Source organism: Glutamicibacter sp. AGC46, assembly GCF_053543715.1.
Genome location: NZ_JBLVOJ010000012.1, coordinates 10,429 through 31,470, shown reverse-complemented (window position 1 = coordinate 31,470; position 21,042 = coordinate 10,429). Strand labels below are relative to the sequence as shown.

Sequence of the window (21,042 nt, the reverse complement as noted above, 5' to 3'; positions counted from 1 at the left end):
TTCCGGAAGTATGCTGAAACCGTGACCGAGCAAGTACCGAACGAGGTCCCGAGCGCGCGGAAGCGTGGACGGCCCAAAGGCAGCACCACGGGGACAACTAGAGCGGCGATCCTCAAAGCCGCGTCCAAGGAGTTCTCCCGTGCCGGATACGAGGCAGCCAGCCTCCGGTCGGTAGCGCGCCGAGCCGGGGTGGATCCAGCACTGGTGCACCACTATTTCAAGGACAAGAGCAACTTGTTTGTCCAGACCATGCGCATCCCCGTCAACCCAGGGGAAATCATCGCCGAGGCGGCAACAGCGCCGTTGGAAGAGATGGGCGAGGCGCTGACTCGCACATTGCTCGCTACCTGGAGCAAGCCGGCTTTCCGCACGGCTGCAACGGCAATGATCCGGGGCTTGGTCTCCAGCAGCAGCGCGGCGAAAATCCTCCGTCCATTCCTGGAAGAGCAGATCTTCTCGCGCTTGGGTGCGCGTTTGCCGGAAGAAAGCGCCGAGCCGAGGGTAGCCCTGGTGGCCAGCCAGATTGTCGGCCTGATTGTCGCGCGCTACATCATTGACTTGGAGCCTTTGGCCTCCATGGATGATGAGCAGGTTATCGAGCTGGTGGCCCCCACCATCCAGCGCTACCTCACCGGCCAATTGCCTGCGTTGAACCATTGACATGCTGCTGGCAGAGGTCCCTAATTCATTATGTGATGAATAAAACGGCTTGTGTCGATGTGCAGCGGCTCGACGTCAGACGCGGAAGGGCATTGGTCCTGGACCACGTGGAATTCCAGCTCGCGCCGGGACGGATCATCGGCTTGCTCGGCCCCAGCGGCAGCGGCAAGAGCACCTTGCTGCGAAGCATCGTGGGCAACCAGGTCATCAGCAGCGGAACAGTCTCCGTTCTCGGAAAGCCCGCCGGGCACAAGTCCCTGCGCAACCGGGTCGGCTACATGACCCAGGCAGCCAGCGTCTATGACGATTTGAGCGTCCGGCAGAACATCGCCTACTTCGCCAAGATCCTCGGCCAGCCCCCAGCAGAAGTGGATCGAGTCCTCGAAGCCACGGACCTGGCGGACCAGGCTGGCCGGCTGGCCATGGGCCTGTCCGGCGGACAGCGCAATCGGGTGTCCTTGGCCATCGCACTGCTCGGCTCGCCGGAAATTGTCATCCTGGATGAACCCACGGTGGGTTTGGACCCGGTGCTGCGTGCGGATCTGTGGGCGATGTTCTCGCAGTTGGCGGCCACCGGCCTGTGCCTTGTCGTCTCCAGCCATGTCATGGACGAAGCCATGCGTTGCGATGAAATCCTGCTGCTGCGCGAGGGGAAGCTGCTCGGGCAGATGACCCCGGCTGCATTGATGGAGTCAACCGGTGCAGACAATCCCGAAAATGCCTTCGTTGCCCTGATCGCGGCAAAAGGGAACCAGCCATGAAACGGACGCTCGCCACCACCGGTCGGGTCCTGGCCCAGGTACGCCATGACCCGCGGACCATTGCCTTGATGCTCATCGTGCCCAGCCTGCTGATCGGCCTGATCGCATGGATCTTCACCGACACCCCGGCATTCGGCCGCATTGGCCCCGCAATGATCGCCTTGTTCCCATTCGTGGTCATGTTCCTGGTAACCAGCATCGCAACACTGCGCGAGCGGCGCAGCGGAACCCTTGAGCGCTTGCTGAGCATGCCGCTGGCCAAGGGCGAATTCATCTTCGGCTACGCGCTGGCGTTCACCCTGGTTGCGATCCTCCAGACCATGATCGCGGTCAGTTTCGCCATCTGGGTTTGCGGCTTGGAGATCGAAGGCAGTTTCTGGCTGCTGTTCGCGGTGGCCGCCCTCGACGCGCTGCTGGGCATCAGCCTCGGCCTGATGGCCAGCGCCTTCGCACGCACCGAATTCCAGGTGGTTCAGTTCATGCCGGCGCTGGTCATCCCGCAGTTCCTGCTGTCCGGAATCATCCTGCCCCGCGAGCAGCTGCCCGGCGCGCTGGAGGCCATCGGCGACTGGCTTCCGCTGTCCCACGCCATCGACGCCCTCTCGGATGCCGCGGCGGGAACAGTGGATTCGGCGACGGCAAGCAGCATGCTGGTCATCGCCGCCTGGATCGCCGCCGCGCTGATCGTCGGTTCCCTGACCCTGCGGCGGCGCACCGCCTAGCGGCTACGCGATGTCCACCGGGGTGTCCAGCACGCGGCCCTCGGCCACTTCGCGCACCTTCCCGGTGATCCGGAACTCGGCCTGCAGTGGCAGGTCCTCGCTGCTGGTTCCCACCAGCGCGGTGAACTTGCCCGGTTCCACAATGCGCTTCCCGGACAGCCCGGTGAACGAGGTCCGGTCCGCATGCACGGTGAAAGCCACGCGCTTCGACTCCCCTGCCTCAAGCTGCACCTTGGCGAAGCCGGCTAGCCAGCGGCGCGGGCGCACCACCTGCGACACCGCGTCAGCCAGGTACAGCTGCACCACTTCGGCGCCGGAGCGCGCTCCGGTATTGGCCACGGTGGCACTGACCCGAATGGTGCCGTCGGCAGCGATTTCAGTTTCCGGCAGTTCCAGACCGGAGATCTCGAAGCTGGTGTAGGAGCTGCCGTAGCCGAAGGGGTAGAGCGGACGCGGATCGAGGTTGGTTACGCCTTCTGAATGCCAGGCCAGCTTGGAAGCCAGGTAGGTGCCCGGCTGCCCGCCGATATGGTCGGGGATCTGCACCGGCAGCTTGCCCGAGGGGTTGACCTCGCCGGTCAGCACGCCAGCCAGTGCCGGCCCGCCTTCCACCCCGGGCATGAAGCACTGGATGATCGCCGCGGTGCGATCAGCGAATTGCCCCAGCGAATACGGACGCCCGGTGACCAGCACCAGAACCGTCGGGGTGCCCGTGGCCAGCACGGCTTCCACCAGATCCCCCTGCCGCCCGGGCAGGCGCAGGTCGACGACGTCGCAGCCCTCCCCCGAGGTGCCACGGCCGAAGAGCCCGGCGAGGTCGCCAACGGCAACCACCGCGACTTCGGCGTTGCGGGCGGCCTGGACCGCCTGGGCGATGCCCGAATCATCCAGATCGGTGAAGTCCACGCCACGGGCATACTCGATCTGCGATCCGGTGAGCGCGGGAGCCTGCTGCAAGGCTTCGAGGATCGAGGCCATCGGCACGCCGTAGTCCTGCTGCTCGGCGAAGCGCGAGTAGACATGGTTGGTGAAGGAGTAGCAGCCTAGGTGGGTGCGCGGCTGGGAGGCGCTGGGCCCGATGACCGCCAAGCGTGCCGGGCTGGCCAAGGGCAGGATCTGCTCGTTGCGCAGCAGGATGATCGATTCCTCGGCCATTTTCCGGGCATGGGCACGGTTATCGGCCGAATCCAGTTCCACGTCATCGCCCAGCCAGGCCTGGCGCGGGTTCCAGCCCGGATCCAGCAGGCCCATCTGCAGCTTCTGGGCCAGCACGCGGCGCACCGCGGTGTCCAGGACTTCCTGCTCCAGCGCTCCGGCGCGGACCGCCTGGGCCAGGTTGGCGAAGGCGGTGGTCTCCGGGAGCTCAACGTCCATGCCGGCTTCCAGGGACAGCCGGCCCGCGGCGTCCTCGTCTTCTGCCACTTCGTGCATGCTGTGCAGGAAGCTGACGGACCAGTAGTCCGCCACGACGGTTCCCGCGAAGCCCCAGCGGCCCCGCAGCACTTCGGTGAGCAGCCGGTGGCTGCCAGCGGGCGCTTCGCCATCCACGTCCGCATAGGAGTTCATCACGGACTTCACTCCACCCTCGCGAACTGCGCGTTCGAACGGCGGGAACACCGTGTCTTCCAGCGCCCGGGGGCCCATGGAGACCGGCGCGTGGTTGCGCCCGGCTTGCGAGGCCGCGTAGCCAGCGAAGTGCTTCAAGGTGGCGTGCACCCCCGAGTCCTGCAGGCCGCGCACGTAGGCAACGCCCAGCTCCCCAACCAGGTGGGGGTCTTCGCCCATGGTCTCTTCCACCCGGCCCCCGCGGTAGTCGCGGGTGACGTCCAAGACCGGGGACAGGCCCTGGTGCACTCCCATCTTCAGCATGTCGGCGCCGATGCGCCGGGCCATGCCGCCAATGAGTTCCGGGTTGAAGGTGGCGCCCCAGGCAATGGAAGCCGGGTAGCAGGTCGCGCCAAGGGTGGTGAATCCGGTCAGGCATTCCTCGTGGGCGATGGCCGGGATGCCCAGGCGGTTCGCGGCAATGACCTGTTCTTGCAGCTCGACCAGGCGTTCGCGGCCTTCGGCGGGAGCCAGCGGGATGGTGCCGAAGGCGCGGGTGATATGCCCCAAGCCGTCCTTGATGGCGGTTTCGAAGCTGGGACCTGCGGTGAAGGTGTCGGCCATCGGCGCGACGTTGCCTTCCCCGTCCTGGTTTTCTTCCTCCGGGCGGATCCAGAACGAGCCCAGCTGCCCGGCTTTCTCTTCCAGGGTCATTTCATCCATGAGCGCGGCGACGCGCTGTTCGGCAGGAAGGGAGATGTCGTGCCAGGTTTGCTCGACGGTTTTCATGGCAGTTCCTTGTCTTCTAAGATTTCGATTGCTTGCGGGGGGCGGATCAGCCCTTGACTGCGCCCTGCAGTCCATTGACGATGCGCTTCTGCATGGCCAGGAAGAAGATCAGTGCCGGGATCATCGCCAGCGCGGTGAACGCGAAGACGCCGGCGGTGTCGGCCGAGTGCTCGCTGGAGTAGTCGGCGACGCCCAGCGGCAAGGTGCGCATATCCCCTTGCAGCAGCAGCAACGGCAGCAGGTAGGCATTCCACGAGCCGACGAAGGCCAGTACGCCGACGGTGACCATGCCCGGCCCGGACAATGGCAGCAGGATCCTCCAGAAGAAGCCGATGCGGCTGGCGCCATCGAGCTGGGCGGCTTCTTCCAGCTCCTGGGGCAGCGCCATCAGGAAGGGGCGCAGGATGACCACGGTCATGGGCAGCGCGAAGGCCGCCTGCGGCAGGGCGACGCCCCACCAGGTGTTGCCCATGTCCAGGTCCCGGGTAATCAGGATGAACAGCGGAACAATCGCCACGGTGGCCGGGAACAGCAAGCCGAGCACGAAGACCATGAAAATCGGCTCGCGCAGGCGGAACGTGTAGCGGGCCAGCGGGTAGGCAGCCATGATGCCGAAGACCACCACGACGATGGTGGTGATCACCGCGATCATCGTGGAGTTCAGCGCGTACTGCCAGAAATCCGGGTTCTTCAGCACGCCGGCGTAGTTCTCCAGCACCCACGGCTCGGGAAGGCCTGCCGGGTTCTCGGCCAGCTGCGCGTTGGTGCGGAACCCGCCGAGCACCCCGTAGAGGACCGGGCCCAGGGTGATCGCGACAACCGCCAAGGCGATGGCGTAGACCAGGACGTTTCCGCCTTGCCGGCCGTTGCGCTTCTTGGCGCGTTTTGCCTGGGCGGGGGTGTGCTGGGGCCTGGTAGCCAGGGTGGCGCTCATGCTTTGGCCTTCTTCCGCTTCGTGCGCTCATCATCGGGCTGCGAATCCCGCTTGAGGATGAACTGCTGGTAGGAGATGGCCAGAACCAGGGCGACGATGAACAAGATGACCGAGGCGGCCGCGGCGATCCCGAAGTTCTGGCGCTTGGTTCCTTCCGAAACCAGGAAGCTGGCCATCGTGGTGGTGGCGTTGGCCGGTCCGCCGCCGGTGAGGATCCAGACCATGTCGAAGAGCTGCAGCGAGCCGATCATGGACAAGAAGCCCCAGGTGCGCAGGGTGGGGCCCAGCAGCGGGATGGTGATCTTGCGCTGGATCTGCCACCAGGAGGCGCCGTCGATTTCCGCCGCTTCGTAGAGCTCGGACGGCACCCCCTGCAGCCCGGCAAGGAACAGGATCACCGCCAGGCCAAGATACTTCCAGGTCAGCACTGCCAGCACGGTCCACAAAGCGAGTTCCGGCGTGCCCAGCCAGCCCTGGGCCGGCCCCTGGATTCCCAGCTTGGACAAGATGGTGTCGATCACCCCGTACTGCGGCTGCAGCAGCTGGAACCAGACCACCCCGGCGATGACTTCGGACAGCACGTAGGGCACGAAGATGATGGTGCGCAGCAGGGACTGGATCTTCATCTTCCGGTTCAGCAGCAGGGCGATGCCCAGGCCGATCGGCAGCTGCAGGGCGATGGAGCCGCCGATGATGACCAGGTTATGGACCAGGGCATCGGTGAACACCTCGTTGCCCAGCACCCGGACGTAATTCTTGAAGCCCACGAAGTCCACCAGCGGGCCGAAGCCCTTCCAGTTGTACATCGAGAAGCGCACGGCCTGGATGATGGGGACCAGCATGAAGACCGCGATCAGCAGCAATGCCGGGCTGACGAAGAACAGGATCTCCAGGTTCTTGCGCCGCTGCGCGGGCTTGCGCGTGCGCTTGGCACCGGCAGGCGGCAGTCCGCTTGGCGTGGAACGCCGCCTTTCGGAAAGCCCTGGGCCACCGCTGGCTGGCGGACTGGCTGCGTAGGTTACTTCTGGGGCCACGGCGTGGATCACTTCTCCAGGTCAGCGGCATCTTGGCTGGCGTCGACGATCTTCTGCGCGTCGGATTTGCCGGCGAAGAGCAGGGCGATCTCGTCGTTCATGGCCCCGCCAATGGAGGCGCCGAACGAGGTGTCGAAGTACAGCTGGAAATATGGCGCCTTGTCGCGCACGTCCATCAGCGAAGCCAATGCCGGATCCGAGATCGCGTCCTTGGCCGCCGGGTTGGTCGGCAGGCCCATGTCCAGCTCGGCGAAACCGCGCTGGACCTCGTCGGAGAGCATGTGCTTCACGAAGTCCACCGCCGCGTCGGGGGCGCCTTCGGAAACTGCCCAGGCGTCGCCTCCGCCAAGCTGCGCGGCCGGGTCGCCCTGGCCGCCCTCAATGGCAGGAAAGGGGAACCATCCGGTGTCTTCCCCCATGCCAGTGCCGTCTTCGGTCAGGCCCTGCATGACCCCTGGCTCCCAGTGGCCAGCCAATTCCATGGCTACCTTTCCGGTGGCCAGCAGGCCCGAAGCGGAGGTGGGGCCGGACTGCGCCGGGGTAGAGAGGAAGCCCGGGTTGAATGGCTCGGACTTGATCAGCTGGTCCACGTCTTCCCCGGCCTTGGTGAAGCACTGGTCGCTGAAATCGAGATTGGCGACCGAATCGGCCAGGGTCTGCTGGGAGCATTCGCGCACTGCCGCGTAGTACCAGTAGTGGGCTGCCGGCCATTTGTCGCCGGCGCCGATGGAAATCGGGTCGATGCCTGCCTGCTTCAGCTTCCCGGTGGCCGCAATCAGTTCATCGAAGGTCTGCGGGGCCGAGTCGATGCCCGCTTCCTTGAACAGCGCCTTGTTGTACCAGAACCCCGCACCGCCCAGCGAGAACGGCAAGGCGTAGGTCTTGCCATCGAGCTGCCAGCCGCCGGCGTTCTCGCCGAGGAAGGCGATTTCCTCGGAGGCCGCCTCGGTCAGGTCCTTGGTCAGCCCGGCGGCCACGTGGGCTGCGAGCTCCCCGCCACCACGTTCCATGTAGACATCCGGGGCGTCGCCGCTCTGGAAGGCCGCATCGAGCTTGGTGAGCATGTCCTCGTGCTGCATGGCGCTGACTTCGACCTCCACCCCTTCATGGGCGGCTTCGAAGTCGGCTGCAACCTGTTCGTAGTAGGCCTTGCCGTCGCCGTTATTGGAGTTGTGCCACCAGGTGATGGTGGTGGTTCCGTCTGCCGACGTCCCTTCCTGGCCTGCATCGGCGGCGCAGCCGGTGGCCAGCAGGGCAGTCGTGGCGGCCAGCGCCAGAATCTGCGCACCTCGGATCTTGGATAACATGCTCGTGCTCCTCAGCTGTGATGAAGACCTGCCGGCATCGGACGGCAGGCGATTGGCTCCACCAAGAATTGCACCGTGACGCAGGTCATGTCAATCGTTTTCGATAACGTTTTCGAAATCCATTGCGAAAACGTTGTCGAAAGATCCGCAATCGGTCGTCATGCCCCCGTGAAGTCACGGAATTCCGGAGTATTTTGCGCTACTGTTAGTGAAGTGATGACCCCTCAGACCGGAATCCCCGGGATCGCCAATGCCCAGCAGCCGCAGATCCCCGGCGAGCCTTCCAGCGCACGCGTGACCATCAACGACGTCGCGCGCGCCGCGCAGGTCTCCGTCTCCACCGTCTCGAAGGTCGTCAACGGCCGCTACGGGGTCGCCCCGGCCACCATCGCCAAGGTCCACCAGGTCATCAGCGAACTGGGCTACGAGACCTCGCTGGTCGCCTCCTCGCTGCGCAGCACCCGCACCAACATCATCGGCATCCTGGTGGCGGAGTTCGAGCCCTTCTCGCTGGGCCTGCTCAACGGCATCTCCGCGACCCTGCGCGGAACCCAATACGATTTGATGGCCTACGCGGGCAACCTTTCCCCCGAAGGGCATGCCGGCTGGGAACGCCGCTCCCTGTCCCGCTTGGGCGGAACGCTGATCGACGGCGCCATCATCGTCACCCCCACCGTGGAAGTCCCGCACAGCTCGGTGCCGGTCGTCGCCATTGACCCGCATGCCGGTCCGGAAATGCCGATCGCCATCGACGTGGACAACCGTTCCGGGGCCTATACGGCCACCCGGCACCTGCTGGATCTGGGCCATCGCCGCATCGGGCACATCCGCGGGCGCGGGGACCTGGCTTCCGCGCACCTGCGCGAGCAGGGCTACCGCCAAGCGCTGGAAGAGGCCGGCGTGGAATTCGATGGGCAGCTGTCGCACGATGGCGATTACCAGCATGATGCCGCGGTGCAGGCCGCCCATGACCTGCTGGACCTGCCCCAGCCGCCCACGGCGATCTTCGCGGCCAATGACCTCTCGGCCCTGGCCGCCTTGCAGGTGGCCGGCGAGCGCGGGCTGCAGGTTCCCGGCGATCTTTCGATCATCGGCTTCGATGACATCCCGGCCGCGGCACAGTCCTCTCCCCCGCTGAGCACCGTGCGCCAGCCGCTGCATGAGATGGGCGCCCAGGCGGTGAGCATGCTGCTGGGCCTGCTTGCGGGCGAGGACGTCCGCTCCCCCGGCCACCTGCCTGCCGTGCTCGTCCCGCGCGAGACCACGGGCCCCGCGCGCAGCAGCTAGCCGGGAAAAGCAGAGCACCCCGCCGCGCACCGGGAATTCTCCGGTGGGCAACGAGGTGCTGTGCAGGGAATCGCTTGCCGGCTACAGGCCCAGCTCGTTCTTGCCGTAGGCGAACAGGTACGGAACGCCGGCTTCTTCTTCGATGCGTTCCTTGGCTCCGGTGTCGCGGTCAACGATCACGGCCACGGCAATCACGTTGCCGCCGGCCTTGCGCACGCCCTCGACAGCGGTCAGCGCCGAACCGCCGGTGGTGGAAGTATCCTCGAGCACGATGACATCGCGGCCTTCGACGCTCGGGCCCTCGACCTGGCGGCCCATGCCGTAGGACTTCTGCGCCTTGCGGACCACGAAGGCGTCGATGGCGCGGTCCTTGGCCCGGGCGGTGTGCATGATGGCGGTGCCTACCGGGTCAGCGCCCATGGTCAGGCCGCCCACATTGCTGAATTCCAGCTTGGCCTCGTCCAGCAAGCCAAGCATGACTTCGCCAACCAAGCCCGAGGCTTCCTGGTGCAGGGTTACACGGCGCAGATCGATGTAGTAATCAGCTTCCTTGCCCGAGGACAAGGTAACCTTGCCGCGCACAATGGCTAGTTCTTGGATCAGTTCTTTTAGTCGCTCACGGGCGCTGGTTTCGCTCATACCCTCGATTCTAGTCGGCATCATGGCTAGGCTGATTCCATGAACGCAAAACGCCCCTTGGGTTACTGGCTGAAATTGGTGGATTCGCTCATTGACGAGCAGTTTGCAGCGACTTTGGAAGAGCACGGTGTGACACGCAGGCAATGGCAGGTGCTCAACCTGCTGGAGCAGCAACCTGCCACCGAGGCGCAACTGGACGCCGGGCTTTCCCCGTTCTTCGCCTCGCCGGATGAACCGCAATCACTGAGAGAGCACCTTGCCGAGTTGATCGAATCCGGCTGGGTTACGGCAATCAACGGCGAGTATTCCATCACCGATCGGGGCCACACCTCGTTGCTCAAGCTCAGTGAGCTCGTGGAAAAGATCCGCACCCAGTTCGGCCAGGATCTGGACGGTTCCGAATATGACGCGGTGGTCGAGGCCTTGGAAAAGATTGCGCGCAATCTCGGCTGGAACCCGGACCAGGATTCCGAATAGCCCCTCCGGGATTTGTTGAGAACAGATTAACTTTCGTTCCCAGCCTGTGCAGCGGTACCGCACGGCGAGGGCTCATGCCTAGGATTAGAAGCATGCGTGAACTGCAAGCAAAGATCATTGAAGAGCTGGGCGTGCGCCCGGAAATCGACGCGGCCGACGAAATTCGCCGTCGTATCGACTTCCTCAAGGACTATCTGGCCGCTACCGGTGCCCGGGGTTTCGTGCTGGGCATCTCCGGCGGCATCGATTCGACGCTGGCTGGGCGCTTGGCCCAGTTGGCCGTCGAAGAGGTGCGCGAATCCGGCGGCGAGGCGCGCTTCGTGTCGGTGCGCCTGCCGCATGGCGTGCAGAAGGATGCGGCCGATGCGGAAGCGGCCATGGATTTCGTGGCTGCCGACGAGCAGTTCGAGGTGAACATCCAAAAGCCTGTCGCCGCTTTCGATGAAGCCCTGGCCGATGCGGGCCACCTGGCGCTGAGCGATTTCAACCGCGGAAATCTCAAGGCCCGCACCCGGATGATCATGCAGTACGCCATGGCCGGGGACCGCGGGATGCTGGTCCTGGGCACCGATCACGCGGCCGAATCGATCACCGGCTTCTTCACCAAGTTCGGCGATGGCGGAGCGGACCTCCTGCCCCTGGCCGGGCTGAATAAGCGCCAGAACCAGGCACTGCTGCGCGAGCTGCAGGCTCCTGAGCTGCTGTGGGCCAAGGAGCCTACCGCGGACCTGCTGGACGGCCAGCCGCTGCGCGCAGATGAAGAGGAACTTGGCCTGACCTATCCGCAGATTGATGACTACCTCGAAGGCCGCGAGATTGACCCTGCGGCGGCCGAGGTCATCGAAAGGCGCTTCGTGGGATCCCGGCACAAGCGCACCGTACCGGCCACCTACTGGGACAAATGGTGGCGCGCTTGAGGATTACCCCAAGCCGGTGATTTCCTTCAGCGCCTGGACATGTTGCGCAAAGGCCTCCTGCCCAGCTGAAGTCAGCTTCGCCCAGGTACGAGGCCTTTTGCCCACATACCCTTTCTTGATCTGCACGTAACCGCCGGCTTCCAGTGCGCTCAGATGCCGGGAAAGCACCGAATCCGAAATGCCGATGGCTTCTTTCAAGGATTTGAAATCGGCTTCGTCCACGGCTTGCAAGGAGCCCATCAGTGAAAGTCGTACCGGGTTGGAGAAGTCGTCGTTGAGCCGTTCGCGAGCATGGGCATTCACTTGCGCACCATCGCAATTCCGGTCAGGAACAACGGCGCGGCAACGATAATCCAGATCAACGCGATGGCGCCCCAGCCCATGGGTCCCGCCCCGAGCAAGGCCACTGCCACCGCGTAAAGCACCATGCTCGCAATGAACCCCCGAAGATACATCTTGGAATGCCCGCGCGGCAGCGAGCGGTAGAGCTTCCCGTAAGCCAAGGACATTGCTGCAACGGATACGCAGAACAACGCCATGATGACGATGAAGCCGATAAAATTCGCATCGGGACGAAAGACCTGCAGCAGTGCGGCCAGGCCGCCCATGAGCACTCCCAAGATGATGCAATAGGTGCCCAGCAATTTGGCTCCGTACCCGGCGGCACGCTGCATTCCCTGCTGCGCCAACCCCAGGGCGGCCAGTTGCTCTTCAGGGCTCATTTTCTTGCCGGAACTCATTTGCTGGCCGCCTTGCGAGCCTTCTGCTGGCGCTGTGCGTAGACGGACGTCATGGTCATGCAAATTGCCATGAAGAAGCCCATGCCGATGAAGATCAGGGAGTTGTTGCCCGTGGCATAGGCGGTCATGGCCATTGCCGCGAAGGCCAGACCTGCCGCAACGGTGATGATGGTGTACCAGGTGCTGAATGGAATCTTCATTGTCCTGCTCCTTTGGCTTTGATCTTCCGAGTTCCCCAACCATAACAAGTACTTTCCGCTTTGGAAAGTACTTGTTATGAATTAGCTGGAAAGATTCCAACGGACGGATGCCCCGGCTACACGAAGGCACTGACTCCGGTCAGGGCACGTCCCACAATCAGCGAATTGATTTCATAGGTGCCTTCATAGGTATGGAGAATCTCGACATCGCAGAAGACCTTGGCCATTTCGAAATCGCTCACAATGCCATTGCCGCCAAGCATCGCTCGGCCCAAGGCGGCCGAATCCCGCGCCAGGCGGGTGGCAGTCGACTTCGCCATTGCCGCATCCACCATGTGCAATTCCGCGCGCTCTTGCTTGCGGGCAATATCGCCCATCATGGAAAGGCAGGCGCTCAGGTTGCCTGCAATTTCGGCCAGGGGCTGCTGAATCAACTGGAAAGCGGCCAGCGGCTGCCCGAACTGCTGGCGCTGCGCGACGTAGGCGCTGCAGATGTCGAGCGTTGCCATCATCGCGCCGACAGCCTGCCATCCCACCCACGCGCGAGATTGCATCAATAGCTGGTTTGCCGCAGCGAAGCTGGTCACCCCTGGAAGCTTATTCGCGACGGGAATCCGCACATTCTCCAGCCGAATATCCGCATTCTGCATGCTGCGCAGCCCGATCTTGTGTTCGATCTTGGAAGAGCTATAGCCAGGGCGGTCCGCTTCAACGAGGTAGGCCCCGACCTGCGAAGTTTCCTCGTCCTTGGCCCAGACCAGCGCGAAATCGCTGAAGGTGCCCATGCCGATCCACCGCTTGGCCCCATTCAGAACGTACTGGTCCCCGTCGCGCTGCGCGGTGCTCCGTATGCCGCCGGCGATATCCGATCCATGTTCCGGTTCGGTCAGCGCAAATGCGCCGTAGGCTTCAAAGCCGGCGAGCTTGCCCAGCCACTGCGCGCGCTGCTCCTCCGACCCCAATTCGCGGATCATCCCGAGCACCAGTTCGTTGTGGATGCCGACCACGGATGAGATTGAAATATCGGCGCGGGCGAGTTCTGCATGGATCAGCCCCCGCAGCAAATGCGAGCTGTCCCCCAGCTGCAATCCGCCCAGTCCGAGTTCGGCCAGTTTTCCGATCAGCTCGGTCGGAAATTCTTCGCGGTTCCAATAGCCGACGGACTGCTTGCGCACCTGATGCTGCGCTACCTGCCTGATTCCAAGCAGTCGCTGCCGTTCGGTTCCACTTAGTTCTCCGGCCACATTCAAGAGGTCCATCCGGGGATTCCTTCCAAACCATAGGATGTCCAAGTATATTGTTGGACTAAGTCTTCTTTTGGGGGTATGCACATGACTTCTCCGCTCTCACGCGATCCAATCGCGCAAGCCAGGGAACAATGGATTTCCCATGGATGGTCAGCCGAGGCCGACTCCATGGCCGCAATTACCGCGGTGATGCGCACGGCATCGATTTACCTGCAGCGAGCCGATGCCATCCTCAAGCCGCACGGGCTGACCTTTGCGCGATTCGAAGTACTCGCCTTGCTCGGTTTCTCCAAGCGTGGCTCCCTGCCCATGAGCCAAGCCAGCCAGCTCCTGCAGGTCCACGCCACCAGCCTGACCAATTCGGTAGACCGCCTGGAAGCAACCGGTTTGGTGCGGCGCATCCCGCACCCGACCGACGGCCGCACCCGCCTTTTGGAACTCACGGCCGCAGGCCAGCAAGTGCTGCCAGCGGCCCGCGGCGATCTGAACGAAAAGCTCTTTGCCCAGAGCGATCTCTCCGGCACCGACGCCACCGAGATTTTCGAGATCCTGGCCCGATTCCGCAAGGCCTCCGGGGACTTCCTATAGCGATCCGTCGCGGATCGCGTTGATGATCCCGGAAAAATCGGTTCCCGCATCGCCCTCATCGCTGAACTTGCGGTACAGCGCTGCGGCCAGGGAGCCGAGCTGGGCATCGGTACTCGTATGCTCCAGCGCGCTAGCTGCCAGGCCGAGGTCCTTGGCCATCAGCGCTGCGGCAAATCCTGGCTGGTAATCGCGATTGGCAGGGGAAGCAGGCACAGGTCCGGGCACCGGGCAATTGGTGGTGACCGACCAGCATTGCCCCGACGCGGAGGAAATGACATCGAAGAGCGCCTGGTGCTCCAAGCCCAGCCGTTCTCCGAGCACGAAGGCCTCGGCAGCGCCAATCATCGAGATGCCCAGCAGCATGTTGTTGCAGACCTTGGCGGCCTGGCCTGCGCCGTACCCGCCGCAGTGCACGATCCGCTTGCCCATGTGCTCCAGCAGCGGGGTGATCTCTCCGAGATCTTCGGCCTGCGCACCGAGCATGAACGTCAAAGTCCCCGCTTTTGCCCCGACCACGCCCCCGGACACCGGAGCGTCGGCGCTTCGATGCCCCGCGGAGACCGCAAGCTGCGCCGCTTCACGGGCCTGCGCTACGTCGATGGTGGAGCACTCCAGGAACAGCGTATTGGGCTTGGCGCTATCGAGCAGGTATTCGCGGTAGGCATCGAGCACGTGCTTGCCCGAAGGGAACATCGTGATGACGATGTCCACGCCGGCGGCCGCCTCGGCTCCGGTAGCCACGGTGCCGATGCCTGCTTCTCGGGCGGCCTGCACCGCATCAGGAACCACGTCGAAGCCCTTGATCCGGTAGCCTGCCTTGTGCAGGTTGATGGCCATGGGCAATCCCATATGGCCCATGCCCAGGAATCCGATAACTGGTTTTGCGTTCATGAGTGGCTCTTTTCCGCTAGATCTTCACCGAGCAGTGCGAAAGTTAGTTCTGCCCCGAACAGGGGCTCCAAATGCCGTTGCGTGCGCTGGCCCGGGCTTAGCCCCGGGACTGCTTCCGTCCATTGCGGGGTGCGGTCCTTGTCGATGACTGCGGCGCGAATACCCTCGGCGAAATCGGGGTCATCAAGCCGGTGAACGGCAGCCCGATACTCTCGCTGCAGGTCTTTTCTCAAATCCGCTCCAGCCAGGTGGATCAGTTCTTCGGCCAAGCGCACCGAGCTCGGGCAGGCGGCGCCCAATGCCTTCAACGCCTCTTGGGCTTGCGGGCAGTCGTGCAGCTCCAGTGCACGCATGACCGCTGGGGTGCTTGCCTCGCCAAAGGCCTGCACCCATTCTTCGTGCAGGAAGCCAGGCTCCGGAGGCTCGGCATAGCTGGCCAGCACCGACGCGGCCGGCTGGGCCTCGAGGTCTGCGAGCACGTCGGGGATCCGGGCCTTGGGCACATACGAGTCGGCCAGGCCCAAAGCGATGGTGTCGGCCGCGCTGAATTTCACTCCAGTCAATGCCGCCAATCGTCCGGCAGCATGCGGGGCACGCGCCAGCAAATGCGTTCCGCCTACGTCCGGGAAGAATCCGATACCGACTTCCGGCATGCCGCAACGGCTGGTTTCGGTAACTATGCGATGGCTGCCATGCGCCGAGATGCCGATGCCGCCGCCAAGGACGATTCCGTCCATGAGCGCAATGTACGGCTTGGGGTACTCGTCGATCAGGACATTGAGCTGGTATTCGATGCGCCAGAAGTCAGCCGAAGCACCGCTGCGGTCCAAGATATCCCGGTAGATCGCCACGATATCCCCGCCGGCGCACAGGCCGCGCTCCCCTGCGCCCATAACCGCTACTTGGGCGATATCCGGGTCATCGCGCCATTCCAGCAGCACGTCGAGGAAGTCGCGGCACATGTCCGCGTTGAGGGCGTTCAGGGCCTTCGGCCGGTTCAGCGTAATGAGCCCCAGGTGCCCCCGGCGTTCGGTCAGAATCTCAGGCAACAGACTCTCCTTTGAGTGATTGAGGTCACCTACTAGTGTCGAATATACTCGGACTTCCAACTAAATTGAAGTGGCACAAGACAGCAAACTTGATAGGTTGAACTAGTGAAGATTGCAACCTGGAATGTGAACTCGCTGCGAGCCCGCGCCGACCGTGTTGAGGACTGGCTGCGACGTACCGATGTAGATGTCCTGGCTATCCAGGAAACTAAGTGCAAAGACGACAATTTCCCCTGGGAACTGTTCGAGAACAACGATTACGAGGTAGCGCACTTCGGAGTCAACCAGTGGAATGGCGTTGCCATCGCTTCTCGCGTTGGCCTCGAGGATGTTGAGCGCACCTTCCCCGGGCAGCCGGAATTCGGCAAGGCCGGCAAGAATCCGATCCAGGAGCCTCGCGCCATCGCGGCAACCTGTGGCGGAGTGCGTGTCTGGAGCCTGTATGTACCCAACGGACGCGCGTTGGATGATGAGCACATGGGCTACAAGCTGAACTGGCTGGATGTGCTCAAGCAGGAATCCGCCCGATGGCTGGCGGAAAACCCCGAGGCGCAGATTGCCTTGATGGGCGATTGGAACATCGCGCCAAAGGACGAAGACGTGTGGGATATCGACTTCTTCCTCGAGAACAAGTTGACCCACGTCTCGGCGCCAGAGCGCGCCTCCTTCGCTGCCTTCGAGGAGCTGGGCTTCACCGATGTCGTGCGCCCGCACACCGAAGGCGAATACACCTACTGGGATTACACGCAGTTGCGTTTCCCGAAGGGCGAAGGCATGCGCATCGATTTCTCGCTCACCTCGCCTGCGCTCACCGCACGCGTAACCGGCGCAAGCATTGACCGCGAAGAACGCAAGGGCAAGGGCGCCAGCGACCACGCCCCGGTCATCGTGGAGCTGGCCGACTAGTCATGGCGGCAAAGATGATTGGGCCCGCCGCAGAGCTGACCGCAGCTACAGCGCACCTGCGCGTCTACGAGCCGCTGGATGCTTTCGAGGATTGGGCCCAGTCCATCATCCTGCGTACCCCGCGGCGCACCGCGGAGCAGTGGGATGACTTCGAGAACGAGCGGCTGTGGAGCCGCACCCTGCGCCATGTCTCCGACCCGTTCCCGCACAATGAGCCGGAATTCTTCCGCAGCGTGAAGTCCTTGGACTACCAAGGGGCCGAGCACACGCGCTATTGCCCGGGGCAATTGCAGGCACGCAGCCTGCTCGCTGCCGAACAAGCCGAAGAAGCCATGCGGGCCGAGGTTTTCGACCTGCTGGTACCGCCGGCAGCGCGGCAGGCTAACGCACAACGCGTTGATGCCGACCGCCTGGCCAATGACCTGACCCATCTTCACACGAGGACCTCTTCATGGGGCATCCCGCTGGGCTGGTTTGCCCTCTTCCGCGAGGACGACGAGCACGAGCTGGTTCACAGCGGTGAGCAGCTGAAGACGGTTCGCATGTACGCCACCTTCGAACAGGCCATTGACCGCCTGGCTTGGGCAGTCCAAGCGCTGGCATCCCATGCGCCGCAGTCGCAGCTCTTCGAGGAGCTGGGCAGCCTTGGCGGCTGGCTGGAATCCTTCGACAACAGATCGGTCATTGAACTGGATTATGGCCTGTTGGCAGAAATTGTGTGGCCCGATGATTCCGCGAACGACTTGATGCACGGCATTCAGGCATTGGAAGACGAGGACATGACTAGCGCCGCCGCCGCATACCGCCGGCTGAGCAATCGCTGGATTGGTCCGCGGCATCTTGGCCGCGCGAACTAACTGCCCCTGGATACAGCAAAAGCCCCGGAATCCGGAGCTTCTGTTTAGTGTGCGACCCTGACGGGACTTGAACCCGCGACCTCCGCCGTGACAGGGCGGCGCGCTAACCAACTGCGCTACAGGGCCTAGTGCTTTGAATAAATTCAAGTCACACAGTAAAACCCCCGGGATAAACCGAGGGCCTGCGTGGCTCCGACCGGCGTCGATCCGGTGACCTTTCGATTTTCAGTCGAACGCTCTACCAACTGAGCTACAGAGCCTGGTACCACTAAGTGGACACCAAATTTACTATTGAAATAGTAAATTGAGCGACCCTGACGGGACTTGAACCCGCGACCTCCGCCGTGACAGGGCGGCGCGCTAACCAACTGCGCTACAGGGCCTTGCTTTCGCAAGCCAATGGATTTCTCCATCTGACAACCACATAATGGTTGTTTGTACCCCCAACGGGATTCGAACCCGTGCCGCTGCCGTGAAAGGGCAGTGTCCTAGGCCGCTAGACGATGGGGGCCTAAGTTGTTCGCTTCGGTTTCTTGCTTCTCCGTAGCGGACTCCAATAACTATACGCAGTGTTTTTTGCTTTTGCAAAATCGGCACCTGGACGAGTTTCACCCATGCCAAATCGGGTGCGCGGGCCTAGTCTGGAAGCATGCTTTTTGAGATGGATGACGACGAATTCCAGACCCTGGTCGAGCAGGCCATCGACGCCATTCCGGAGGCTGCATTCGCCATGATGGACAACGTCATTTTCTTCATCGAAGACGAGTATGAGCCGCTTCCAGGAGAACCCAAAAACCCTGAAATTCTGGGGTTATACGAGGGTATTGCACTCACGGAACGGGACCTGGACTGGGGTACGGGCGCACTTCCCGACCGCATAACGATCTTCAAGAATCCGACGCTTCGAGCCTGCGAAACACGTGAAGATGTAGTGCGGGAAATTGGGATTACAGTGATGCACGAAGTGGCCCATCACTTCGGAATCGACGACGCGAAATTGCACGATTTAGGGTGGTCATAGCCCCAAATCCGCAGAATCTTCTTTTGAGATCTGCCTCACAAAAATACTCGAATACAGTGGTCGCGTCGAGGTCGAAAGAGACCCAAAGCACAGGCGTGGCGCTTGGAATCGCCATCCGGGTCCAGTCGACCGGCGGGCAAGCCGCCCAAAAGCCGTTTCGCAACGACTGGCGCGCCGGTCGGTTTCCCGTTGCCCCGCTAGCGGCTGCTTTATCCGGGCGTGATCAGGTGCAGCTAGCCGGAGGAACCTGGCATGTCCCTTGCCCTTGTCCACCCAGCGGCTCTGGGCCCCTCCGCCACCAAGGGCAGCGAGGTGATCCCGATTGGGAGCACGGCACCGCACCCCTTCAAAAGGATTTCGCCATTGGAGCCGGCGCCTCCGAGGCAGCCCCAGCGAAGCAGAGCTTTGCGCCCTCCCGGAGTACCTTCCCTTTTAAAGGCAAACCTTTTTTGCAGCCGCACATTCCCCTCCGGCACGTTACCCAAGCTTCACGACAATCGATACCTTGGTAACGAGGCGAGATATATGTCTGAGTAATTTCCCAGCCACTCTTGATCAGCCACACAGATCCCAAATGCCACTATCTTCGCAGATCACCGCCGAATACCCAGGCGAATTACACGAATGGGATTCATGTGACTGATGTGAACAGTGTTGCCAAGCGTGTCTTAATTGGCCTAATGTGCTATTTGGAGTCTTATCCGAATCGTGACCTACTCATCGGTGAAGGTCACGACTCACGCACTCCGCGTCATCCAAGTACTTAGTGAGGAACGATATGGCTACTCGCCACACGCTCGGTGTTGCTGCAAGCACCCTAGCCCTAGCGGTGTCCTGCATTGCAGGCGCTTTGCCCGCTTCCGCATCTACTTCAGCTCTGCTTCCTCAGTCTGTGGCCATCGCTGCCGCACCTAGCGCTTCCGCGCTACCTTCGGACGCGGAGGTCCAGGACGCAAAGAAGGATAAGGCTTCGACGAACGCGATGATCGCGCGCATCGAAGCTTCCCTGGCTTCCAGCCGCGCCGAACTGAAGCGCGTTGAAACTGAGGCCGCTCAGGCTCAGGAATCCCTGCTCACCGCCGGCGAAGAGCGCGATCTGCGCACCGCTGCGGCCGAGAAGGCTGTAGAACAGCTCGAGTACGCAAAGACTTACCTGGAGCAGAGCCGCAACGATCTGGGCGCTATCGCTTCGGATATCTACCGCAATGGCGCAGGCACCTCGACCCTGAGCCTGCTCCTTGATGACAACCAGGAAGGCGACCTGTTCTACAAGGCCGCTACCATCGACGCGTTGAGCGAACAGAAGGTCCAGTCCGTCAACACCGCCACCGAGGCCGAAGGCCTCGTTTCGGCTTGGCAGGAATATGCTGATGCGGCACAGAACGCCGCCGAAGAAGCTGCAGCCAACTATGACGCAGCCGCAGCGACCGCGAACAGCACCCTGTCCACCTACGAAGCAGCTATCGCACCTGAGAAGCAGCTGCGCGATGACTTGATCGGCCACCTCGCCACCTTGAAGCAGAAGGAAGAGGCCGAGGTTCGCCAGGCGGTTGAAGAGCGCGAAACGCAGGAGCAGGAAAAAGCTCTCGCGGACGCCATCGCCGAAGAGGAAACCGCCAAGGTTCCCGAAACGAAGCAAGACTCCGTTCAGCCGCTCTCGGTTGAAAAGCCACGTGAGCTGGAGCAGGCCGAACCTGAAGAGGAAACGGTCAAGCCGGAGCCTGAGAAGGTTGAAGAGGAACCGGAAGCTGTTGAGCCTCCCGTAGCGCCGAAGCCGGAACCAACTAAAAAGGCCGAGCCAAAGCCGGAACCGACCAAAAAGGCCGAGCCGAAGCCAGAGCCAACCAAGAAGGCCGAGCCGGAGCCAAAGCCAACCAAGAAGGCCGAACCGAAGCCGGAACCCACCAAAAAGGCCGAGCCGAAGCCGAAGGCTACCCCGAAGCCGGCACCCAAGCCTGAGCCAAAGCCGGAGCCCAAGCCGAAGGTCACCCCGAAGCCAGCGCCTAAGCCTGAGCCAAAGCCGGAACCTAAGCCGGAGCCGAAGCCTGAAGTCGCGCCGCAGTCCGGCAGCAACTACTCAGCAGCGTTTTCCTGGGCCTTGAAGACCGCGGATGATCCCAGCAAGTACTACGTTTACGGTGCCAACGGTCCCGATGCTTTCGACTGCTCGAGCTTCTCGCAGCGAGCTTTCGGCAAATCCGGCATCAGCCTGCCACGTACTTCGTCCCAGCAGTTCGCTAGCGCCCCGCAGTACGTGTCGCTGAGCAACCTGCGCCCAGGCGACTTGGTGTTCTCGTCTTCCAACGGCGGTTCCTCGTTCTACCACGTAGCCATCTACATCGGCAACGGCCAGGTCGTCCACGCTCGCAACCCGAACGCCGGCATCTCGGTGACTCCACTGAGCTACGTCAACAACCTCTACCCGAAGGCAGCCCGCTACTAAGCGCCACCCCTAGAGCACGAAGGGGGGG

Annotated in this window: 22 protein-coding genes and 4 tRNA genes; 11 read left to right on the top strand and 15 right to left on the bottom strand. The window is 62.7% G+C overall.

All coding sequences use genetic code 11. The features are described from left to right. Window positions 1–21 precede the first annotated feature (21 nt). Genes ACNPM8_RS08345 through ACNPM8_RS08335 form a run of 3 tightly spaced genes read left to right on the top strand, consistent with a single transcriptional unit; the run spans window position 22 to window position 2,143 of the window. Complete coding sequence (locus ACNPM8_RS08345; protein WP_448939633.1) at window positions 22–660, top strand: TetR/AcrR family transcriptional regulator; 639 nt, start codon at window positions 22–24, stop codon at window positions 658–660. Between the two features lie 35 nt (window positions 661–695). Beyond that, complete coding sequence (locus tag ACNPM8_RS08340; RefSeq protein ID WP_448939632.1) at window positions 696–1,421, top strand: ABC transporter ATP-binding protein; 726 nt, start codon at window positions 696–698, stop codon at window positions 1,419–1,421. Beyond that, window positions 1,418–2,143 (top strand): ABC transporter permease, encoded by a 726-nt coding sequence (locus ACNPM8_RS08335; RefSeq protein WP_434692698.1) that lies wholly within the window; start codon window positions 1,418–1,420, stop codon window positions 2,141–2,143. Before ACNPM8_RS08340 ends, ACNPM8_RS08335 begins: the two co-directional genes overlap by 4 nt. A gap of 3 nt (window positions 2,144–2,146) precedes the next feature. Here the strand turns inward: ACNPM8_RS08335 and ACNPM8_RS08330 are convergent, their stop codons facing one another. The 4 genes from ACNPM8_RS08330 to ACNPM8_RS08315 are packed head-to-tail and all read right to left on the bottom strand — an operon-like array spanning window position 2,147 to window position 7,752. Further along, window positions 2,147–4,477, bottom strand: a complete 2,331-nt coding sequence (locus tag ACNPM8_RS08330) for a glycoside hydrolase family 3 N-terminal domain-containing protein (RefSeq protein WP_448939631.1) — start codon at window positions 4,475–4,477, stop codon at window positions 2,147–2,149. Window positions 4,478–4,523: 46 nt separating this feature from the next. Further along, window positions 4,524–5,411, bottom strand: a complete 888-nt coding sequence (locus ACNPM8_RS08325; protein WP_105657897.1) for a carbohydrate ABC transporter permease — start codon at window positions 5,409–5,411, stop codon at window positions 4,524–4,526. Beyond that, a complete protein-coding gene (locus ACNPM8_RS08320) occupies window positions 5,408–6,445 on the bottom strand; it encodes a carbohydrate ABC transporter permease (RefSeq protein WP_105658004.1) in 1,038 nt (345 codons plus the stop codon). The genes ACNPM8_RS08325 and ACNPM8_RS08320 overlap by 4 nt, the downstream gene beginning before the upstream one ends. Before the next feature lie 8 nt (window positions 6,446–6,453). After that, on the bottom strand, window positions 6,454–7,752 hold the full coding sequence (locus ACNPM8_RS08315) for an ABC transporter substrate-binding protein (RefSeq protein WP_105657896.1): 1,299 nt from the start codon (window positions 7,750–7,752) through the stop codon (window positions 6,454–6,456). Between the two features lie 216 nt (window positions 7,753–7,968). Between ACNPM8_RS08315 and ACNPM8_RS08310 the strand changes: the two genes are divergently transcribed. After that, the gene (locus ACNPM8_RS08310) at window positions 7,969–9,039 is read left to right on the top strand and encodes a LacI family DNA-binding transcriptional regulator (protein ID WP_105657895.1); all 1,071 of its coding nucleotides are present in this window, start codon (window positions 7,969–7,971) and stop codon (window positions 9,037–9,039) included. A gap of 81 nt (window positions 9,040–9,120) precedes the next feature. Here the strand turns inward: ACNPM8_RS08310 and pyrE are convergent, their stop codons facing one another. After that, window positions 9,121–9,678, bottom strand: coding sequence for an orotate phosphoribosyltransferase (gene pyrE / locus ACNPM8_RS08305; protein WP_181148872.1), 558 nt, complete (start codon window positions 9,676–9,678; stop codon window positions 9,121–9,123). Between the two features lie 39 nt (window positions 9,679–9,717). Between pyrE and ACNPM8_RS08300 the strand changes: the two genes are divergently transcribed. Then, window positions 9,718–10,155 (top strand): MarR family winged helix-turn-helix transcriptional regulator, encoded by a 438-nt coding sequence (locus ACNPM8_RS08300; RefSeq protein WP_105657893.1) that lies wholly within the window; start codon window positions 9,718–9,720, stop codon window positions 10,153–10,155. A gap of 92 nt (window positions 10,156–10,247) precedes the next feature. Then, entirely contained in the window at window positions 10,248–11,072 is an 825-nt protein-coding gene (gene nadE, locus ACNPM8_RS08295; RefSeq protein ID WP_400291024.1) for an ammonia-dependent NAD(+) synthetase, read from the top strand. Between the two features lie 3 nt (window positions 11,073–11,075). Here the strand turns inward: nadE and ACNPM8_RS08290 are convergent, their stop codons facing one another. From ACNPM8_RS08290 to ACNPM8_RS08275, 4 genes are all read right to left on the bottom strand, one after another. Further along, on the bottom strand, window positions 11,076–11,375 hold the full coding sequence (locus ACNPM8_RS08290) for a winged helix-turn-helix domain-containing protein (protein WP_105657891.1): 300 nt from the start codon (window positions 11,373–11,375) through the stop codon (window positions 11,076–11,078). After that, window positions 11,372–11,812: a hypothetical protein gene (locus ACNPM8_RS08285; protein ID WP_332488823.1), complete on the bottom strand. Its 441-nt coding sequence runs from the start codon at window positions 11,810–11,812 to the stop codon at window positions 11,372–11,374. Before ACNPM8_RS08285 ends, ACNPM8_RS08290 begins: the two co-directional genes overlap by 4 nt. Beyond that, on the bottom strand, window positions 11,809–12,012 hold the full coding sequence (locus ACNPM8_RS08280; protein ID WP_105657889.1) for a hypothetical protein: 204 nt from the start codon (window positions 12,010–12,012) through the stop codon (window positions 11,809–11,811). Before ACNPM8_RS08280 ends, ACNPM8_RS08285 begins: the two co-directional genes overlap by 4 nt. A gap of 116 nt (window positions 12,013–12,128) precedes the next feature. After that, the gene (locus ACNPM8_RS08275) at window positions 12,129–13,271 is read right to left on the bottom strand and encodes an acyl-CoA dehydrogenase family protein (RefSeq protein ID WP_448939630.1); all 1,143 of its coding nucleotides are present in this window, start codon (window positions 13,269–13,271) and stop codon (window positions 12,129–12,131) included. Window positions 13,272–13,343: 72 nt separating this feature from the next. Between ACNPM8_RS08275 and ACNPM8_RS08270 the strand changes: the two genes are divergently transcribed. Further along, window positions 13,344–13,847 (top strand): MarR family winged helix-turn-helix transcriptional regulator, encoded by a 504-nt coding sequence (locus ACNPM8_RS08270; RefSeq protein WP_105658003.1) that lies wholly within the window; start codon window positions 13,344–13,346, stop codon window positions 13,845–13,847. Here ACNPM8_RS08270 and mmsB read toward each other — a convergent pair. After that, the gene (mmsB, locus tag ACNPM8_RS08265) at window positions 13,842–14,738 is read right to left on the bottom strand and encodes a 3-hydroxyisobutyrate dehydrogenase (protein ID WP_448939629.1); all 897 of its coding nucleotides are present in this window, start codon (window positions 14,736–14,738) and stop codon (window positions 13,842–13,844) included. The genes ACNPM8_RS08270 and mmsB overlap by 6 nt on opposite strands. Further along, window positions 14,735–15,787: a 3-hydroxyisobutyryl-CoA hydrolase gene (locus ACNPM8_RS08260; protein ID WP_448939628.1), complete on the bottom strand. Its 1,053-nt coding sequence runs from the start codon at window positions 15,785–15,787 to the stop codon at window positions 14,735–14,737. Before ACNPM8_RS08260 ends, mmsB begins: the two co-directional genes overlap by 4 nt. 105 nt (window positions 15,788–15,892) lie before the next feature. Here ACNPM8_RS08260 and ACNPM8_RS08255 point away from each other — a divergent pair, with 105 nt between their 5' ends. Both ACNPM8_RS08255 and ACNPM8_RS08250 read left to right on the top strand, forming a co-directional pair. Further along, complete coding sequence (locus ACNPM8_RS08255; protein ID WP_105657885.1) at window positions 15,893–16,693, top strand: exodeoxyribonuclease III; 801 nt, start codon at window positions 15,893–15,895, stop codon at window positions 16,691–16,693. A 2-nt stretch (window positions 16,694–16,695) separates the two neighbouring features. Further along, window positions 16,696–17,550 carry a hypothetical protein gene (locus ACNPM8_RS08250; protein WP_286134704.1) on the top strand — a complete coding sequence of 285 codons (855 nt, stop codon included), beginning with the start codon at window positions 16,696–16,698 and terminating at the stop codon, window positions 17,548–17,550. A gap of 52 nt (window positions 17,551–17,602) precedes the next feature. On the opposite strand, the gene ACNPM8_RS08245 is transcribed toward ACNPM8_RS08250, so the two are convergent. The 4 genes from ACNPM8_RS08245 to ACNPM8_RS08230 form a co-directional block, all read right to left on the bottom strand. Further along, a tRNA-Asp gene (locus ACNPM8_RS08245) sits at window positions 17,603–17,676 on the bottom strand. A 61-nt stretch (window positions 17,677–17,737) separates the two neighbouring features. Then, window positions 17,738–17,810 (bottom strand) — tRNA-Phe (locus ACNPM8_RS08240). A 49-nt stretch (window positions 17,811–17,859) separates the two neighbouring features. Beyond that, window positions 17,860–17,933, bottom strand: a tRNA-Asp gene (locus ACNPM8_RS08235). Window positions 17,934–17,988: 55 nt separating this feature from the next. Next, window positions 17,989–18,061: transfer RNA gene (locus ACNPM8_RS08230), tRNA-Glu, on the bottom strand. A gap of 138 nt (window positions 18,062–18,199) precedes the next feature. Between ACNPM8_RS08230 and ACNPM8_RS08225 the strand changes: the two genes are divergently transcribed. Together ACNPM8_RS08225 and ACNPM8_RS08220 are read left to right on the top strand one after the other, a co-directional pair. Continuing rightward, a complete protein-coding gene (locus tag ACNPM8_RS08225) occupies window positions 18,200–18,571 on the top strand; it encodes a metallopeptidase family protein (protein ID WP_133834977.1) in 372 nt (123 codons plus the stop codon). Window positions 18,572–19,349: 778 nt separating this feature from the next. Then, the gene (locus tag ACNPM8_RS08220; RefSeq protein ID WP_448939627.1) at window positions 19,350–21,014 is read left to right on the top strand and encodes an NlpC/P60 family protein; all 1,665 of its coding nucleotides are present in this window, start codon (window positions 19,350–19,352) and stop codon (window positions 21,012–21,014) included. The last annotated feature ends 28 nt before the right edge of the window (window positions 21,015–21,042 follow it).

Coding starts and splice junctions, on each gene's coding strand:
- ACNPM8_RS08285 (WP_332488823.1), bottom strand. CDS start 11,812: ATGAGTTCCGGCAAGAAAATGAGCCCTGAAGAGCAACTGGCCGCCCTG.
- ACNPM8_RS08220 (WP_448939627.1), top strand. CDS start 19,350: ATGGCTACTCGCCACACGCTCGGTGTTGCTGCAAGCACCCTAGCCCTA.
- ACNPM8_RS08340 (WP_448939632.1), top strand. CDS start 696: ATGAATAAAACGGCTTGTGTCGATGTGCAGCGGCTCGACGTCAGACGC.
- ACNPM8_RS08330 (WP_448939631.1), bottom strand. CDS start 4,477: ATGAAAACCGTCGAGCAAACCTGGCACGACATCTCCCTTCCTGCCGAA.
- ACNPM8_RS08315 (WP_105657896.1), bottom strand. CDS start 7,752: ATGTTATCCAAGATCCGAGGTGCGCAGATTCTGGCGCTGGCCGCCACG.
- ACNPM8_RS08310 (WP_105657895.1), top strand. CDS start 7,969: ATGACCCCTCAGACCGGAATCCCCGGGATCGCCAATGCCCAGCAGCCG.
- ACNPM8_RS08325 (WP_105657897.1), bottom strand. CDS start 5,411: ATGAGCGCCACCCTGGCTACCAGGCCCCAGCACACCCCCGCCCAGGCA.
- ACNPM8_RS08270 (WP_105658003.1), top strand. CDS start 13,344: ATGACTTCTCCGCTCTCACGCGATCCAATCGCGCAAGCCAGGGAACAA.
- ACNPM8_RS08280 (WP_105657889.1), bottom strand. CDS start 12,012: ATGAAGATTCCATTCAGCACCTGGTACACCATCATCACCGTTGCGGCA.
- ACNPM8_RS08335 (WP_434692698.1), top strand. CDS start 1,418: ATGAAACGGACGCTCGCCACCACCGGTCGGGTCCTGGCCCAGGTACGC.
- mmsB (WP_448939629.1), bottom strand. CDS start 14,738: ATGAACGCAAAACCAGTTATCGGATTCCTGGGCATGGGCCATATGGGA.
- nadE (WP_400291024.1), top strand. CDS start 10,248: ATGCGTGAACTGCAAGCAAAGATCATTGAAGAGCTGGGCGTGCGCCCG.
- pyrE (WP_181148872.1), bottom strand. CDS start 9,678: ATGAGCGAAACCAGCGCCCGTGAGCGACTAAAAGAACTGATCCAAGAA.
- ACNPM8_RS08275 (WP_448939630.1), bottom strand. CDS start 13,271: ATGGACCTCTTGAATGTGGCCGGAGAACTAAGTGGAACCGAACGGCAG.
- ACNPM8_RS08225 (WP_133834977.1), top strand. CDS start 18,200: ATGCTTTTTGAGATGGATGACGACGAATTCCAGACCCTGGTCGAGCAG.
- ACNPM8_RS08250 (WP_286134704.1), top strand. CDS start 16,696: ATGGCGGCAAAGATGATTGGGCCCGCCGCAGAGCTGACCGCAGCTACA.
- ACNPM8_RS08300 (WP_105657893.1), top strand. CDS start 9,718: ATGAACGCAAAACGCCCCTTGGGTTACTGGCTGAAATTGGTGGATTCG.